Origin of the sequence: Mucilaginibacter sp. PPCGB 2223, from assembly GCF_001705515.1 — a bacterium.
Taxonomy (GTDB): domain Bacteria; phylum Bacteroidota; class Bacteroidia; order Sphingobacteriales; family Sphingobacteriaceae; genus Mucilaginibacter.
Map to the genome: position 1 here is coordinate 451,847 of NZ_MDJS01000003.1, position 14,866 is coordinate 466,712.

Sequence of the window (14,866 nt, forward strand, 5' to 3'; positions counted from 1 at the left end):
AGTTATCAGTTGTGAGTTGTCAGTTTTTGAATAAATTTTTCACTGACTACTGAGAACTTACAACTGACAACTAATTCCCGCGCTGTCTTATCGCCTCATACAAAATAATCCCCGTCGAAACTGATACATTGAGCGATTCGATCTCGCCGAACATGGGTATCTTGGCCAGGTGATCGGAAATACGGATCAGCTCATTGCCGATGCCCTCGTCTTCCGAGCCCATGATGATAGCTGTTGGCGCGGTATAATCGGGTTTATAAATAAAATCATTCGTTTTTTCGGTGCAGCAAACCAGTTGCAGGCCCGAAGACTGTAAAAATTTTGCCGTTTGCAGCAGGCTGTTTTCGCGGCATACCGGGATATTGTACAGCGCTCCTGCCGAAGTTTTAATAGCATCGCCGTTGATCTGCGCCGAGCCCTTGGCAGGCACCACAATGGCATGCACCCCGGCGCACTCGGCCGTGCGGGCTATGGCGCCTATGTTACGGACATCGGTAATACCATCCAGAATTAATACCAGTGGCACCTCTCCTTTCTCAAATACCATAGGGATAATATCTTCAATACGCTGATAGGTTATCGGCGAAATGATAGCGATAATACCCTGATGGTTTTTAGGCGTAACACGGTTGAGCTTTTCAACCGGCACGTGCTGGCCTTCAATGCGGTATTCGGCCAGCAGTTCTTTCAGTTCGAGGAACAAGGGCCCGCCTAATCCACGCTGGATGTACAGGGACTCGATCTCCTTGCCCGACCGGATAGCTTCCATTACGGCACGGATGCCAAACACCATTTGATTACTTTCTCTTCTCGGGCGATCATTATAGCTCATGTTATGCTGAATAGGCTGCCAAAATTAGCCAATATTATTGATTGCCCAAGATTGATAGCTTATAAAGCTGTTTCGGGCGATAGCATCACAGGCTTAAACTATACGATGTACCACTGTTTAGGACGATACTGGCCATACGGTTGCCCATGAATTTTACTGTACCCGAGTAGTTGTAGTAGGAAATATGAATAGCTACCTGTATCTGGCCCGAGGTAACGGTGCCCGAGTTTTTTTCGACCAATATATCGCTACCCTGCATGGTAATATTGGTTTTGAGGGTATTGGCGTCGACCGTTTTTTTAATATCAGTACCGTCGATCGTGAAATTAAACGCTATTTTATACGTGGGTGTTTGCTGCGGCGTGCAGGTTAAAGTACCTGAGCAGGTATTATCGGCCGAAAAATGCTGGCCACTATAGCTGATACTCCCTGTATACGTGCCTGTAAACGATTTATCCTGGCAGTTAAGCTGATAGTGCCATTGCAGGTTGTTTTTTGCAGTTATCGAGGTCGGCCCTGGTTGCGCCGTCAGCGTGGTAGTGGTATCGCAGGTAACGCCGCAACCTGGGCGTTGGGCAAACTGCACTCCGTTATTGATATGATTAAGTACGCCGCCAAATTGGCTAAGTACACCATTTGAAATTATTTCGGCGGCGTCCTCTTCGGTAACGGGATAGTTTGGCGTACCGGAATTAGTTTTACAAGATGTAATAGTAAGGATGATGATCAGAATGCTGATCACTAAAATAATGTTAAATATCAGTTTAAATCCAGGCTTCTCCATTTTCTCGGGTGTTAACTCAAAACTCATACATGTATATCGTGGCATAACTCAGTTTTCCACGACAGTTTGTAGTCTTAAAAATTAAAAACGCATCATAGGCGATGCAAATGAAGATCAGATACGCCAGCAGCAATTAACCGAATAATGGCGGTTTACTGCCTGCCTTGCCTTTAAATTGTAAGCGGTTAGTAGTTTGAGCCCGGCAGCATCAGGATTTATGCAGCGCGCGCAGGCAAGCAAAGCGGGATTTGAATGGCTATCACGAACAAAAAACTTCCGACCGTATGGGGAAATTTTATCGGTACGTCTTAAAAAGTTCTGATAGCGGTTTTTACTAAACTGCGCATGGGTTTTGATCTTGCTAAAGCGATGAAAATACCTTTGACCGCCCCTGGGTAAAAAGAATATTACCGCCAGAGACATAAAAAGATACAATACAGATAGTGCTATAATCTGCAGTCTTTTTTTAGTATGGTATATTTCAATCAGCACAGATCGGGGGATTAAAGTGCAATTACAATTTAAATATAACGTTAAATACAATATTAGTCAAAATTTATTGGGTTGACAATACTAAAATGTAATAAAAATTAAACTAAGGCCCACGGGTGGCGTCGTCAGATACCTGCCTGATTTTTTTTAATAAATACAACCTGATCTTAACTTTCTTAGTAGTAAAAAAACAGGTTTTTAGGAAACGATAATTTATAGAACGTGATGGCAATGATTAACAAGATATAGAGGTCAAAATTTGTCAAAGCCATAATTTTCATGACGTTTAGGTTAGACTTTTAAGCCTGCCGTTCCCGGAATGCAAGCACCTGCAATTTAAGTTTTGCAGAAATACTTAACACCAAAAAACTTTGTTAACACTGTATATAAACACCTGACTATGAATATCAATTAATTTTTACCAACATCATATCAACAATTACTGTTTAAAATAATTGCCGGTAAAAATATCATTTTCAACGATTTTCTTTTGAGGTAAATTTGCTCTGTGGATTGAGGCGAACCTTTTTTGTATACTTTTGTACTTGTATGATTTTTGAGAACGATAACCCCGCCGGGAAGACCGGAACATCTGCCGACAGACGTAACAGATTCAGTACCACCCCTACAAGCGGCTTAGGGAAATTGCCCCCCCAGGCAATTGACCTTGAGGAGGCCGTTTTAGGTGCATTGATGCTGGAGAAGGATGCCCTGTCTTCGGTTATCGATATCCTGAAACCCGAAGTTTTTTATCGCGACAGTCATCAAAAGATATTTCAGGCTATCAGGGTGCTGTTCGAGAAAACCTCGCCGGTTGATATATTGACCGTTACTGCCCAGCTGCGCCTGCAGGGCGAGCTGGAAATGATAGGCGGTGCCTATTATATTACCGAGCTGACCAACCGGGTGGCATCGGCTGCCAATATCGAATACCACAGCCGTATCATCATACAAAAATATCTCCAGCGCGAACTGATCCGGATTTCGACTGAAGTGATCGCCAGCGCTTACGAAGATACTACCGACGTGCTCGATCTGTTAGATAAAGCCGAAAAGAACCTTTTTGACATTGCCCAGAACAACCTGCGCCGCGATTCGCGCAAGATGGATGATATCGTACGCGAATCTCTTGCCGAAATTGAAGCACTGCGCGATAAAAAAGACGGGTTGACCGGGGTAGCTTCGGGCTTTACCGATCTTGACAGGATAACTTCGGGCTGGCAAAAATCTGACCTGGTGATTATTGCGGCCCGCCCGGCAATGGGTAAAACGGCGTTTGTATTAAGCTGCGCACGTAACGCCGCGGTCGACTTTAACAAACCGGTAGTGGTGTTCTCGCTCGAGATGTCGTCCGTTCAGTTGGTTAATCGTTTGATATCCGGCGAAACCGAAATAGAGCAGGAAAAAATACGCAAGGGCCGGCTGGAGCAATGGGAATGGGAGCAGATTCACGGCAAGATCGGACGGCTGGAGGCGGCGCCATTAATCATCGACGACACGCCGGGACTGAACATTTTTGAGTTCAGGGCCAAGTGCCGCCGTTTAAAATCGCAGCACGATATCCAGCTCATCATTATCGACTACTTACAGCTGATGACCGGTAAAGCCGATGGTAAGAACGGTAATCGCGAGCAGGAAATCGGTAGCATCTCGCGTGCCTTAAAATCGGTAGCTAAAGAGCTGAACGTACCGGTTATCGCACTTTCGCAATTAAGCCGCGCTGTGGAAAGCAGGCCCGGCGGTTCAAAACGCCCTATGCTGAGCGATTTGCGCGAATCGGGTTCGATTGAACAGGATGCCGATATGGTGTTGTTCCTGTACCGCCCTGAATACTACGGTCTCGAAGTTGATGAAGACAATAACCCAACAGCGGGTGTAGGCGAGGTAATCATAGCCAAGCACCGTAACGGCGAAACCGGCCGTGTGAGGTTAAGGTTTGTGGGTAAATACGTTAAATTTGCCGACCTGGAAGATAATCTGGACAACTTTGGCGCTCCGGGCGGCGCTGCGATAAGCCCGTTCAGCGGGCTTACACCTAACCAGGACTTTGAGAAACCAAGCAATGTGATCATCCGCCCTTCGCGAATGAACGACCTGGACGATGACCCGCCGTTTTAAGCTTTAGAGTTGGAATGTTTAAGGTGGTAAGGTTTGAATGTTGTTCTAAAAGCGTACATACTTTGCAGTAAGTTGTTGATCAACACCTTTAGCACGGGCTTTTTTTGCCTGCCTGCGCAAAATAAATTCAAAAACGCTCATCCAGCCGGGCAGGTTGCTTTCGCTGATATCGAATAGCCAGGCTAATGCAAGTTTATCTTTCGGCAGACCTTTTTTGTCACACAGGCCGTCGCCGGCAAGCCCATAACCTATTTGTAACGATTGCTCAAAGCCCTTGCTGGCGGGCCTTAATTCAACCCTGAACTTACAGGGCTTACCGCTCCTGTTCCTGAACAAATGGTTTATGTTGATTTCGGCGGTTGCCGCCTGACCGGGTGCAAGGGTATACACCTGTTTACCCAAAACTATCTGTACCTCGCCTTCAAGGCAATCAAATTTTTCGCTATAAGTTTTATGGTAGTGCAGGCCAACTCCGCCGCCATCAGCCAGTTCAACTTCTACCAGGGTATATTCGCCGCCGGTTTCGGCCGATGTTTTTAAAAAAACTACCGAATCTTTTTGGATCGGGTTATAAATTCGCCTAAGGTCAGAGTCCATATCATCAATAACTTAAAAGTTTTTTAAGCGAATATACGAACCCTTCGAGCCTGTGGTTTTAGCGTAAAAAGACTTTTGATTACAGGGTAATGGTAAACTTTGTACCTTCCCCAGGCTTACTGCCAACGGCTATGGAGCCCTTTACCTGATCAACAAACTCTTTAACCAGCATCAGGCCCAGGCCGCTGCCTTTTTCGTTATTGGTGCCCAGGGTTGATGTCTTTTCGGTTTCCATAAACAGTTTTTTGGCTTTTTCGGCGCTCATGCCTACTCCGGTGTCGGTAACGGTTATGATGGTTTTTTTCCCGTCTTTTTTGGTGGCAACGCTTATGGAACCATCCTGTGTAAATTTATTTGAATTGCTCACCAGGTTGCGCAGAATGAACTTTAGCACCTGTTTATCTATCAACACGGTAGCAGCAGGATTAGCCTGGTTGATAAGCTTATTGTTCTTTTTGTTGGCTATTAATGCTTCGGCTGCAAGCACCTCGTTCACAACTTCGTGCACATTTAACTCGTCGAACACAGTATCAGCGTTGTTCAGTTGCAACTGCCCCCAGTTCACTACATTATCCACCATCTCTAAAGTACTATTCATCTGCACGCTAACCATCTCCAGCATTTCGGCCGAGGTCTGTTCATCAATATAATCGGCCTGCTTGAGGTCAATAACCGATTTAATGGCAGCCAGCGGGTTACGCACATCATGCGCTATGATAGATATAATCCGTTTCTGTGTTTCTGTAATCGTATGCAACTGCTTATTCTTCATGCGCAGTTCGGCTATCTTGATCACGTTGCCGGCCAAAACCCTAAGCGCAAAGCGTTGTTTTTCGGTTAAAGTACGTGGCATCCGGTCGATAACGCACAGGGTACCCAGGCGATTCCCATTGTGTGTTACCAATGGCATACCGGCATAGAAACGGATAGAAGGATCGTCGGCTACCAGCGGATTATCGCTGAAACGGATATCAAGCGAAGCATCGGGCACTTCAAAAATGTCATCCTGTAAAATGGCATGTCCGCAAAAAGAAACGTCACGGTTGGTTTCGGTAGTATCAAGCCCGACCCTTGCCTTAAACCACTGGCGGTTAACGTCAACCAATGTAATGAGTGATATAGGCATTTCACACACCTCCGAAGCCAGCATCACTATCTCGTTAAATTCCTTCTCTTCGGGCGTATCCAATAGTTTTGTGCGATACAGATCGAGTAAACGCTCGTTCTCGTTATCAGGTATGATAGGGGTAATCATTCGGTAAATTTAAATAAAACAACTTAATTAACTGATCATGATTGCAACACTATATGGTTTGACTACTAAATTTGTGTTTTTTTTATTATCCAACATTAAAAACAGATTAAATTTTTCAGTGGCATAATTACAAATACCTAATTTAGCTTCGCGATGGAAATAAAAGTTATTGCATTTGATGCCGACGATACATTATGGGTTAACGAACCTTACTTCAGAAAAACCGAGGAACGCTTTTATGCCTTGCTGGAAGGTTACCTCACTACGCATAACCTGGAGCGCGAATTACTGAAAACCGAGATTGATAATCTGACATTGTATGGTTACGGCGTAAAGGGTTTTATCCTGTCGATGATAGAAACTGCCCTTAAGGTATCCGACAAGAATATTACGGCAGAAATTGTAGAAAAGATCATCCGGATGGGTAAAGAATTACTGGAAGAACCCATTGAACTGTTAGACGATGTAGAGACCGTATTATCTGCTTTAAAGCCTAAATACCGCCTTGTGGTTGCTACCAAAGGCGATTTGCTGGACCAGGAACGCAAGCTGCGCAAATCTGGCCTGACGCATTACTTTCATCACATCGAGATCATGTCGGAAAAGGGCGAGGCCGATTATCTGAAACTGATTAAACACCTCGACATTAAACCCGAAGAGTTTCTGATGGTTGGTAATTCGCTCAAGTCGGATGTGCTGCCGGTGATCAAAATTGGCGGGCATGGTATCCACATCCCCTACCACACCACCTGGGCGCACGAGGTTGTAGATACCAATTTTGAACACGAAAACTTTAAAAGTGTAAAGCAGGTACTGGAAGTGCTGGAGCATGTGTAATCCTATTCATTATGTTAAAAATTGTTAATTAACAGGCTGATAACAATTTAGCGTTGTTTCTCCAAGTATTTTGCATTCAAATGCTTTTACCATGAGAATATTTGTCGCAACGTTTTTGTTAGGGTTCCTGCTCAACCAACCTGCTTTTGCGCAAAATAGTATCACTTTATCCGGGAAAGTTATTTCGGGCGATGATGGGCAGCCAGTGCCTTATGCCAATATCGGGATCCCCAAAAGAGGTGTAGGTACTGCCGCAAATGGAGTTGGAGATTTTGTCTTTACGATCCCGCCAGCAGCTGCTACAGATTCGCTGCAGATATCAAGCATCGGTTTCGAAACCAAAACCATCGCTATTACGGACCTGGTAAAGCCGGGACATTTGGCCTCGATCACTTTAATCAAAAGTAATCAACAACTCAAAGCCGTTAGCATTGAATATCGCGATCCGATCAAAATCATTCAAAGGGCGATAGACCGTATACCTGAAAACTACATCAACAAACCTCATGTTACCCGGGGCTTTTACCGCGAGTACACACATAACGGAGCCAAAGCCCTCGAACTATCAGAAGCTGTATTTGATGTTTATAATTGGGGTTATGGCGATAACCGGGAGAATCTGTTAAAACTCATTAAAGCTCGCGATGTAAAAAATCAGCACGATTTCCACGGATTGGAGGTTGGCCAAAAACCCAGGTCGATTTTTAGCGACGATATTGTAAAGGCTATTAACGACAATGCAATTTTTGGTACTGAAGGCAGAAAAAGACACATTTTTGACGTTGTAGGTATTGTTGACTTTAAAGGATCGCCGGCATACGAGATCGACTTTAATGAAAAGGAGGGTATTAAAGAGGTTACCTTTCGGGGAAAGGTCTTCATCGATACCAAAACTTACGCCTTCTTATATTTTGACTACAACACCAGTCCCAAGGGTTTAACTTATGTAAAAATCGGCGATTTTGCCGAACGTATGCTAATGAAATTAACGGGCACACAAATTGCACTTAAAAGCAACCGCACACAAATAGGATATCAAAAGATGGGGGATAAGTGGGTTTTGGGTCGCGTGGTTGATGATGCGGCGATATATATCAAAAGCCCCGGTTTTAATTATGACTTTACGGCAAAGCTTGACTTTAACTATGTGGTGACCTCTATTGATACTACTCAAATTGCACCGTTTGATAATAAATTAAGTAAAAACGATGGTATTGAGAACCACGACAGTAATGATGGCGAAGAGTTTTGGAAGGATTACAACATTATTTTGCCGGATTTTAATACCGAACAAGTCGTAGTCCAGATAAACGCTATTAACAACCAGGTGAACCTGAAAAATAAATTTGAGCAGCGCGAGCACGAACTGCCTAAAAACCCAGCCATCCGTATCGACTCGATGTTAGCGTATTACCATAATAATGGACAATTTAACGGCACCGCCCTGGTGAAGTACAAAGGCCAGGTAATTTTGAGCAAGAGTTATGGTTATGCCGATAAGGAAAACAAGTTATTAGCCAATGCACAAACCACTTATCGTATCGGTTCAACATCCAAAACCTTCACTTCAGTTATCATCAACCAGTTAGCTAACGAGGGGAAGATCGATCTGCACGCGCCCGTTAAATCTTATATTCCGTGGTATGTGCATGGCGATGTAACGATTGAGCAACTATTGACTCATCAATCGGGAATACCAGAGTACTTTAATAACAATGATTATAAGCTTCAAATCATTAGCCGGTCTTTTAGCCTAAAAGATATGGTTACAAAATTTTGCAGCGATTCGCTGGAGTTTAAACCAGGCAGCAGTTTTGAATACAGCAACTCAAATTTTACTTTACTGGCTTTAATCGCGGAGCAGGCTGGCGGAAAACCATTTGAAACTCTTTTGCAGGAACGCATCTTTACACCCGCGCAGATGATCAATACCTACTTTGGAATGCATAATGGAGCCAGCAGCCACAAAGCCACAGGTTACAGTGATGGAACTACAAAAGAGCCTGTTTACGATGTGACCAACGAATACGGTGCAGGCGGCATCTCCTCCTCGGCCGAAGACCTGTTAAAATACCATGATGCCTTGCAAAACGATAAGCTATTGCCCAAACCTACAAAGGCCGAAATGCTTAAACCGCGTGTTGAATTTAAAGACTATAATGCCTGGTATGATTATGGCTGGATGACTGATAAAAATGCTTTCGCCGCATCGCAAAAACATGTCATCACTTATCATCCAGGCACCGATCTTGGTTTCTTTACAATGTATGTAAGGCAGGAAGATACCGATAGTTGCATCATCCTTCTTAACAATACCGGCGGTTTCCCACGCTACGATATGACGGATATTATACTGAGCGTGCTGAATTAGCCTGCACCATTTTATGATAAGTTAAATAGGATACTGACAATAACACGCCAAACACCACCGGGCCGATACGGTTAGCCATCGGGTCGCCTGAAGCGGTATGTGCCACAAGTGCCGATATAAATACGATAGCAAATCCGGCATAAGCCCACTCTTTAAGCCGCGGCCAAACAGGGATCAATAGAAGGATCGCTCCTGTTACCTTGGCTATGGCGAGTTCTATCCTGAAATAATCGGGAAAACCAAGATGATGAAATGCCTGTGCAATTTCGGGCCTGGCGATATATGCGTAGGCAGAATAGCACATCATAATCGCCACGATAGTTGTCGTTGTCCAATAAGTTATTTTTATCGGTTTCATTTTATTTATTGTGATTTTGATGTAAAACTATCTACATTTACTATCAAAAGGATACTACTATACTTTTAAATACCAGTATCCTTTTTAATACCAGCTAACTTTAAGATACCTTGTTATGCCTGTCATATTCGAAAAAGTAAGTCCGCCCGCCGAGACAAAACCAGTGGCATGCAACCCTGAAAACTGTGCAGAAAGTCTCAGGGCTGTGAAAGACGCTTTATATGTATTGAGCGGCAAATGGAAATTCCCGCTGATCATCGCGTTATCCGAAGGCCCGCAACGCTTCAAGGATATACAGCGTGCCCTGGGCGACATCACCCCCAAGATACTTGCTAAAGAATTGAAAGAGCTCGAAATGAACGAGTTTGTTGAGCGAAAAGTGGTTTCGACGCGCCCGGTTGTTGTTACCTATGAGTTAACCACCTACAGCCGCACTTTGGATAGTGTACTGAACGAATTGAAAAAATGGGGGCAGCAGCACCGCGGACGCATTGTTGCCGGTATGCGAAAAAAATAGCACAACACAACGATTTGCTGCTCATGCCAGTATCCTGATCGGCTGCCCTGCGACAGCACAATTATGCCGGGGCATTAGGTTAAGCACTCGGAAACATAGGCCCGCTGCAAAGCGGGTATATCAGGCTAAAGACGGGTGTCCTGTCAAGTTTGGGTTAAGGCAACACTTTCTCGCCGAAGTTGTCTTCAAGGTCCTTATCTACCTTTTTAAGGTTTGTTGAAACTATTTTAAAGCCAATGATAAAAATCAAAGCCAGCACAACGGCAATGGTAATACCCGACGATGAACTAAGTGTATCGCCGGTTGAAGCGTTGGCATTAATGGTGTACAAGCAACCAATAATGGCCAGGCCCGCTATTAATCGTATGGTAAAGTTTTTTGTCATATACTGCGTATACGGCATATTTTGAGCATTGTTTCATTAATTTTCAAATAATCATACCAGTGAAATTAATGTTGTAAAGATTAAATATATGCGATTATTTTATAGATATTTATCATGTCCGAAGTCATATAAAATAATATGCATTTCAGCCGGTCGGAAATAAAAACCTCGCAAAACACCTCTAAAGCAGTTGCTAATAACAGCGGAAGTGCAGGTAGAAGTATGCCTGCCGTACCGGTATTGCAGCAAAAACCTGCGCAAAAAACTGAAGGTGAACAGCAGGAAAATCAGGCAGAAACTGAAGGGCAGCCTTTGCAATTGAAAGAAGACTCTTTTGCAGGGGAGGGCGTAGTACAACGGGAAGTGGTTAACAAAAAGAATGATGGTACTGAGTTAGGCGCTGTTGCGGAAGAGTTTTTTAACCATGTTAACGAACTGGCGCAAAATGCTTACAAATTTGCAGTGAATGCCCCGGGTCTTGGCCCTTATGCAGGGTTAGATGGCTACACTGAACTGTGGAAAGAAAAATGGGACATGCATCTGGCTGGCTTACCGGTACCATTAATGGCTGCTACATTCGGTTACGTGGTCGAATCGCTGGTGAGCAATGTCCTGGGGCCGTTCAGACCAACTCCACCCGGCGGATATACTATCTATTACCAGGTTGTTGTAGGTGGCACAAGACCCGATCTTGTGTTGAGGAAATCGGATACCGGGGAAGACGTAGCCTGGATAGACCTGACCGCTGCCGAAAGCGGCGGGCATATATTTGATAAAGATAACTGGGATAAAAAAGTACCGCGTTATGCCGAGGTTGTTTACCCGTCACTATCCCCGGGGACGCTAATGCTCATGCGCGCAAACCGGGACAACGTATCGGCGGGATTAACGCAGGAAGAGTTTGAGGAACAAAAGAAACAAGTTGAAGAGGCTTATGCATTAAAGAAGGCGCAATGGATGGAAATGGGAAAAAATTATCAGTATGGCGTATTAAAAAATCAAATCCCGGCGGCCCCGATGCTGCTCGAAATCAGGCCCGATCTTAAACAAAATTTTATAAAAGATAGGTTACAGCAGGATTTTGGCGTGGAGGAAATCAATATCGGTCTAATCCCAAGTATCCTTTCGGCAATGGGTGTTCTTTCGGGCCCCTGGGGTTTTGGCCTCGGCACAAGTTCGAGCAGAGCTGCAGGCGAGGTATGGCTAACCGAACATGACCCCGCTCCGCCAACAATACCGGAAAATGAAACAGGTATCGTAGAAGAAAATATAAACTGATTATCTACGATGCCCTGCGCTTGTTCAGCTCATCGCGTATTTTGGCTGCTTTTTCGTACGATTCTTCGGCCAGGGCCTCGTTCAGTTTCGTTTTCAGTTCCTCGTTACTCAACGATGCATAATTGTTTCCCTGCTGGACGGTAGCTTTATCGTCGCCGGGCTCATTCAGGTTTTCAAGGTAAACAAAATCGTTCCCTTCTATCACGATACCAGCGCTCGACAGGATAAACTCATAGGTATAGATCGGGCACTCAAACCGCACGGCCATCGCAATGGCATCGGATGTGCGGGCATCTATCTCAACCACTTTTTTACCATCTGAACATACCAGCTTGGCATAAAAAATACCGTCGACAAGGTTATAGATGATGATCTCCTGGATATTGATATGATAAGCCTGGGCAAAGCTTTTGAACAGATCGTGCGTGAGGGGGCGGCTCGGGGTCATCTTCTCTATCTCGATAGCGATGGCCTGGGCCTCAAAACTGCCGATGATGATGGGTAAGCGCCTGCGCCCGTTAACCTCGCCCAACACCAGGGCATAAGCGCCCGATTGTGTCTGGCTGTATGACAAACCTACAATATCGAGCTTGATCTTTTTCATATTATTACCCATCTCGTCGAAGCGAATTTACGGTTTTAAGCCGATGCTTTATAACTTTTTACTGCTTCAATTAATTTAGGTACCACTTCAAAAGCATCGCCCACAATACCATAATCGGCTACTTTAAAGAACGGCGCTTCGGGGTCTTTGTTGATCACCACGATCACTTTCGATGAACTGATGCCCGCCAGGTGCTGTATAGCACCCGAAATACCTATTGCAATATATAAATTAGGGCTCACCGCAATACCGGTTTGGCCAACGTGCTCACTGTGTGGGCGCCACCCGGCATCCGATACCGGTTTTGAACAAGCTGTAGCGGCGCCCAACAGGCCGGCCAGTTCTTCTATCATCCCCCAGTTCTCGGGGCCCTTCAGGCCGCGGCCACCCGATACCACGATCTCGGCATCCGGTAATGAAACCTTATCGGTAGCTTTTACGATATCTTTGATGATGGTTTTCAGATCGCTGCTTTTTACTTCGGGCTTAAAATCTTCAACCGTTCCGGCAGCGGCAGTTTCAGCCACTTTGTATGAGTTCGGCGTAAGCGAGATCACTTTATTATCCGATGTCAACTCCACAACGGCAAATGCCTTGCCCGAAAAAGCTGTTTTCTTTACCGTGAACTTACCGCCGTTTTGCTCAGGCAGGCTGACAGCGCCATCGGCAACGCCGGCGTTTAATTTAACGCCAATGCGCGGCGCCAGGCCTTTTCCCGAAAAAGAGTTCGAAAGCACCACAACATTCGCGCTTTCCTTTTTAGCAGCCTCGGCAATTACCGAAGCGTAGGCCTGGTTAACAAATGCTTTCAACTGATCGCTGCTTACGTTTAAAACTTTATCGGCGCCGTATTTGCCTAAGGCAGCTAATTCGTCATTAGCTACATTACCAATAGATAAAGCAACAAGGCTGGTGTTATTTTGAGCAGCTATGGCTTTGGCGTACGAAACCGCTTCGAAAGTTGATTTCTTGAATTTGCCGTCGGCATTCTCAGCATATATTAAAACTGACATGTGTTTAGTATTGAGATTTGCGTATTGAGTATTGCGACCCTCTACTGTTTTGTATCTATGTTAATAAATCGCAGGTATTAGACTGTGCCGGTATCGCATTACGCAATACGCACATCGCTATACCCTATATCACCCTCGCTTCGCTGTGTAGCAATTCTACCAGCCTGCCTTCCTCACCGGCAGGCACCAGTTTTACCTGGCCGCGGGGGGCGGGTGTTTCGTAACTTATAATTTCGGATAACGGTTTTACATCGGCAGGCTCAACCACTTTTAATGGTTTGGTACGTGCCGACATAATACCGCGCATGTTTTGTATTTTGGGCTCGGCTGCACCTTCGGCAGTGCCTGCCACCAGCGGAAACGGAATCGTCAGCACTTCTTTGCCGCCTTCTATCTCACGCTCAACAGTTGCGGTTGTGCCATCAACATCCAGTTTTTTGATGATCGAAACCGATGGGATATCCAAAAATTCGCCCACCATACCGGCAACCTTCGCGCCGTTATAGTCTATCGATTCGCGACCTGTCAGTATCAGGTCGAACACGTTTTCTTTAACGTATTGGGCTACCTGGTAAGCCACAAAATAAGCGTCGTGAGGTTTGGCGTTAACACGAACGGCATCATCGGCACCGATGGCCAGCGCCTTGCGGATGGTAGGCTCGGTAGCGGCTTCGCCAACGTTTATTACAGTAACGGTACCCTTACCGCCATCGGCGAGCTCAACGGCTCGTGCCAAAGCAATTTCATCGTAAGGATTGAGTATAAACTGAACTCCGGCTGTATTAAATTGCGTGTTATTATCGGTAAAAGTTATTTTTGTCGTCGTATCGGGTACGTTACTAATACAAACTAATATCTTCATGAGCTATAAATTGGTTTTATCAAAACGAAAAAATCCCGATAAGGTTTATCAGCTATTGCGGGGAGAAAAGCGACGGGCCTTATCAAAATTTAACGTGCCACAAATTTAGATTAAAAAGTACAGAGATTAAAATGCAGAATACACGATTAGAAAAGCTTTTGGAGTTTTTTAAGAACGAGCCTGATGATGAGTTTTTAAAATATGCGCTCGCCACCGAATATCTGCGCATCAATGATACCGAAAAAGCCCTTTTTTATTATGAGGACCTTTACCATAACCACCCGAAATATGTAGGCAACTACTACCACCTGGGTAAATTGTACGAGGCATTAAACCGCGCCGATGATGCGATTACCGTTTACGAAAAGGGTATGCTGGCCGCCAAAGAAGCCCGCGACAACCATGCCCTGGGCGAATTGCAAGCTGTGTATATGGAACTGAAGGGTTTTGATGATGATGACGATGATTATTAAATGTGCAGATATGTGAATGTGCAGATGGGCAAATGACAAATAACTACATAGCGATAGGTTTGAAATCCATCGCTATAGCAAAAATGATAC

General features: G+C 44.8%; 15 protein-coding genes. 6 read left to right on the forward strand and 9 right to left on the reverse strand.

The window, feature by feature from the left end; all coding sequences use genetic code 11:
- Window positions 1-70 precede the first annotated feature (70 nt).
- Together rlmB and BEL04_RS16760 are read right to left on the reverse strand one after the other, a co-directional pair.
- A complete protein-coding gene (gene rlmB / locus BEL04_RS16755) occupies window positions 71-832 on the reverse strand; it encodes a 23S rRNA (guanosine(2251)-2'-O)-methyltransferase RlmB (protein ID WP_066005934.1) in 762 nt (253 codons plus the stop codon).
- An 85-nt stretch (window positions 833-917) separates the two neighbouring features.
- Window positions 918-1,616, reverse strand: a complete 699-nt coding sequence (locus BEL04_RS16760; protein WP_066005935.1) for a hypothetical protein — start codon at window positions 1,614-1,616, stop codon at window positions 918-920.
- A 1,041-nt stretch (window positions 1,617-2,657) separates the two neighbouring features.
- Between BEL04_RS16760 and dnaB the strand changes: the two genes are divergently transcribed.
- Window positions 2,658-4,226: a replicative DNA helicase gene (dnaB, locus tag BEL04_RS16770; RefSeq protein ID WP_066005937.1), complete on the forward strand. Its 1,569-nt coding sequence runs from the start codon at window positions 2,658-2,660 to the stop codon at window positions 4,224-4,226.
- Window positions 4,227-4,271: 45 nt separating this feature from the next.
- Here the strand turns inward: dnaB and BEL04_RS16775 are convergent, their stop codons facing one another.
- On the reverse strand, window positions 4,272-4,823 hold the full coding sequence (locus BEL04_RS16775; RefSeq protein ID WP_066005938.1) for a cupin domain-containing protein: 552 nt from the start codon (window positions 4,821-4,823) through the stop codon (window positions 4,272-4,274).
- A gap of 79 nt (window positions 4,824-4,902) precedes the next feature.
- On the reverse strand, window positions 4,903-6,078 hold the full coding sequence (locus tag BEL04_RS16780; protein WP_066005939.1) for a GAF domain-containing sensor histidine kinase: 1,176 nt from the start codon (window positions 6,076-6,078) through the stop codon (window positions 4,903-4,905).
- A 153-nt stretch (window positions 6,079-6,231) separates the two neighbouring features.
- Between BEL04_RS16780 and BEL04_RS16785 the strand changes: the two genes are divergently transcribed.
- Together BEL04_RS16785 and BEL04_RS16790 are read left to right on the forward strand one after the other, a co-directional pair.
- A complete protein-coding gene (locus BEL04_RS16785) occupies window positions 6,232-6,915 on the forward strand; it encodes an HAD family hydrolase (RefSeq protein WP_066005940.1) in 684 nt (227 codons plus the stop codon).
- A gap of 91 nt (window positions 6,916-7,006) precedes the next feature.
- Entirely contained in the window at window positions 7,007-9,286 is a 2,280-nt protein-coding gene (locus BEL04_RS16790) for a serine hydrolase (protein ID WP_066005941.1), read from the forward strand.
- Here BEL04_RS16790 and BEL04_RS16795 read toward each other — a convergent pair.
- Window positions 9,264-9,644 carry a DoxX family protein gene (locus BEL04_RS16795; RefSeq protein ID WP_066005942.1) on the reverse strand — a complete coding sequence of 127 codons (381 nt, stop codon included), beginning with the start codon at window positions 9,642-9,644 and terminating at the stop codon, window positions 9,264-9,266. The two genes, BEL04_RS16790 and BEL04_RS16795, sit on opposite strands and share 23 nt — an antisense overlap.
- 115 nt (window positions 9,645-9,759) lie before the next feature.
- Between BEL04_RS16795 and BEL04_RS16800 the strand changes: the two genes are divergently transcribed.
- Window positions 9,760-10,161, forward strand: a complete 402-nt coding sequence (locus BEL04_RS16800; RefSeq protein ID WP_066005943.1) for a helix-turn-helix domain-containing protein — start codon at window positions 9,760-9,762, stop codon at window positions 10,159-10,161.
- 154 nt (window positions 10,162-10,315) lie between these two features.
- On the opposite strand, the gene BEL04_RS16805 is transcribed toward BEL04_RS16800, so the two are convergent.
- On the reverse strand, window positions 10,316-10,546 hold the full coding sequence (locus BEL04_RS16805) for a hypothetical protein (RefSeq protein WP_139113081.1): 231 nt from the start codon (window positions 10,544-10,546) through the stop codon (window positions 10,316-10,318).
- A 138-nt stretch (window positions 10,547-10,684) separates the two neighbouring features.
- On the opposite strand from BEL04_RS16805, the gene BEL04_RS16810 reads away from it, so the two are divergent.
- Window positions 10,685-11,824: a hypothetical protein gene (locus BEL04_RS16810; RefSeq protein WP_066005945.1), complete on the forward strand. Its 1,140-nt coding sequence runs from the start codon at window positions 10,685-10,687 to the stop codon at window positions 11,822-11,824.
- A gap of 4 nt (window positions 11,825-11,828) precedes the next feature.
- Here BEL04_RS16810 and BEL04_RS16815 read toward each other — a convergent pair whose 3' ends face one another.
- From BEL04_RS16815 to BEL04_RS16825, 3 genes are all read right to left on the reverse strand, one after another.
- Window positions 11,829-12,428, reverse strand: coding sequence for a bifunctional nuclease family protein (locus BEL04_RS16815; RefSeq protein ID WP_066006250.1), 600 nt, complete (start codon window positions 12,426-12,428; stop codon window positions 11,829-11,831).
- Between the two features lie 35 nt (window positions 12,429-12,463).
- Window positions 12,464-13,441, reverse strand: coding sequence for an electron transfer flavoprotein subunit alpha/FixB family protein (locus tag BEL04_RS16820; RefSeq protein WP_066005946.1), 978 nt, complete (start codon window positions 13,439-13,441; stop codon window positions 12,464-12,466).
- Between the two features lie 124 nt (window positions 13,442-13,565).
- A complete protein-coding gene (locus BEL04_RS16825; RefSeq protein ID WP_066005947.1) occupies window positions 13,566-14,303 on the reverse strand; it encodes an electron transfer flavoprotein subunit beta/FixA family protein in 738 nt (245 codons plus the stop codon).
- A gap of 131 nt (window positions 14,304-14,434) precedes the next feature.
- Here BEL04_RS16825 and BEL04_RS16830 point away from each other — a divergent pair, with 131 nt between their 5' ends.
- Window positions 14,435-14,776, forward strand: coding sequence for a lipopolysaccharide assembly protein LapB (locus BEL04_RS16830; protein WP_066005948.1), 342 nt, complete (start codon window positions 14,435-14,437; stop codon window positions 14,774-14,776).
- The last annotated feature ends 90 nt before the right edge of the window (window positions 14,777-14,866 follow it).

Excerpts from the sequence above, each read along its gene's own strand:
- BEL04_RS16800 (WP_066005943.1), top strand. The coding sequence starts at position 9,760 with ATGCCTGTCATATTCGAAAAAGTAAGTCCGCCCGCCGAGACAAAACCA.
- BEL04_RS16790 (WP_066005941.1), top strand. The coding sequence starts at position 7,007 with ATGAGAATATTTGTCGCAACGTTTTTGTTAGGGTTCCTGCTCAACCAA.
- rlmB (WP_066005934.1), bottom strand. The coding sequence starts at position 832 with ATGAGCTATAATGATCGCCCGAGAAGAGAAAGTAATCAAATGGTGTTT.
- BEL04_RS16825 (WP_066005947.1), bottom strand. The coding sequence starts at position 14,303 with ATGAAGATATTAGTTTGTATTAGTAACGTACCCGATACGACGACAAAA.
- BEL04_RS16815 (WP_066006250.1), bottom strand. The coding sequence starts at position 12,428 with ATGAAAAAGATCAAGCTCGATATTGTAGGTTTGTCATACAGCCAGACA.
- BEL04_RS16785 (WP_066005940.1), top strand. The coding sequence starts at position 6,232 with ATGGAAATAAAAGTTATTGCATTTGATGCCGACGATACATTATGGGTT.
- dnaB (WP_066005937.1), top strand. The coding sequence starts at position 2,658 with ATGATTTTTGAGAACGATAACCCCGCCGGGAAGACCGGAACATCTGCC.
- BEL04_RS16760 (WP_066005935.1), bottom strand. The coding sequence starts at position 1,616 with ATGGAGAAGCCTGGATTTAAACTGATATTTAACATTATTTTAGTGATC.
- BEL04_RS16795 (WP_066005942.1), bottom strand. The coding sequence starts at position 9,644 with ATGAAACCGATAAAAATAACTTATTGGACAACGACAACTATCGTGGCG.
- BEL04_RS16780 (WP_066005939.1), bottom strand. The coding sequence starts at position 6,078 with ATGATTACCCCTATCATACCTGATAACGAGAACGAGCGTTTACTCGAT.
- BEL04_RS16810 (WP_066005945.1), top strand. The coding sequence starts at position 10,685 with ATGCATTTCAGCCGGTCGGAAATAAAAACCTCGCAAAACACCTCTAAA.
- BEL04_RS16820 (WP_066005946.1), bottom strand. The coding sequence starts at position 13,441 with ATGTCAGTTTTAATATATGCTGAGAATGCCGACGGCAAATTCAAGAAA.
- BEL04_RS16830 (WP_066005948.1), top strand. The coding sequence starts at position 14,435 with ATGCAGAATACACGATTAGAAAAGCTTTTGGAGTTTTTTAAGAACGAG.
- BEL04_RS16805 (WP_139113081.1), bottom strand. The coding sequence starts at position 10,546 with ATGACAAAAAACTTTACCATACGATTAATAGCGGGCCTGGCCATTATT.
- BEL04_RS16775 (WP_066005938.1), bottom strand. The coding sequence starts at position 4,823 with ATGGACTCTGACCTTAGGCGAATTTATAACCCGATCCAAAAAGATTCG.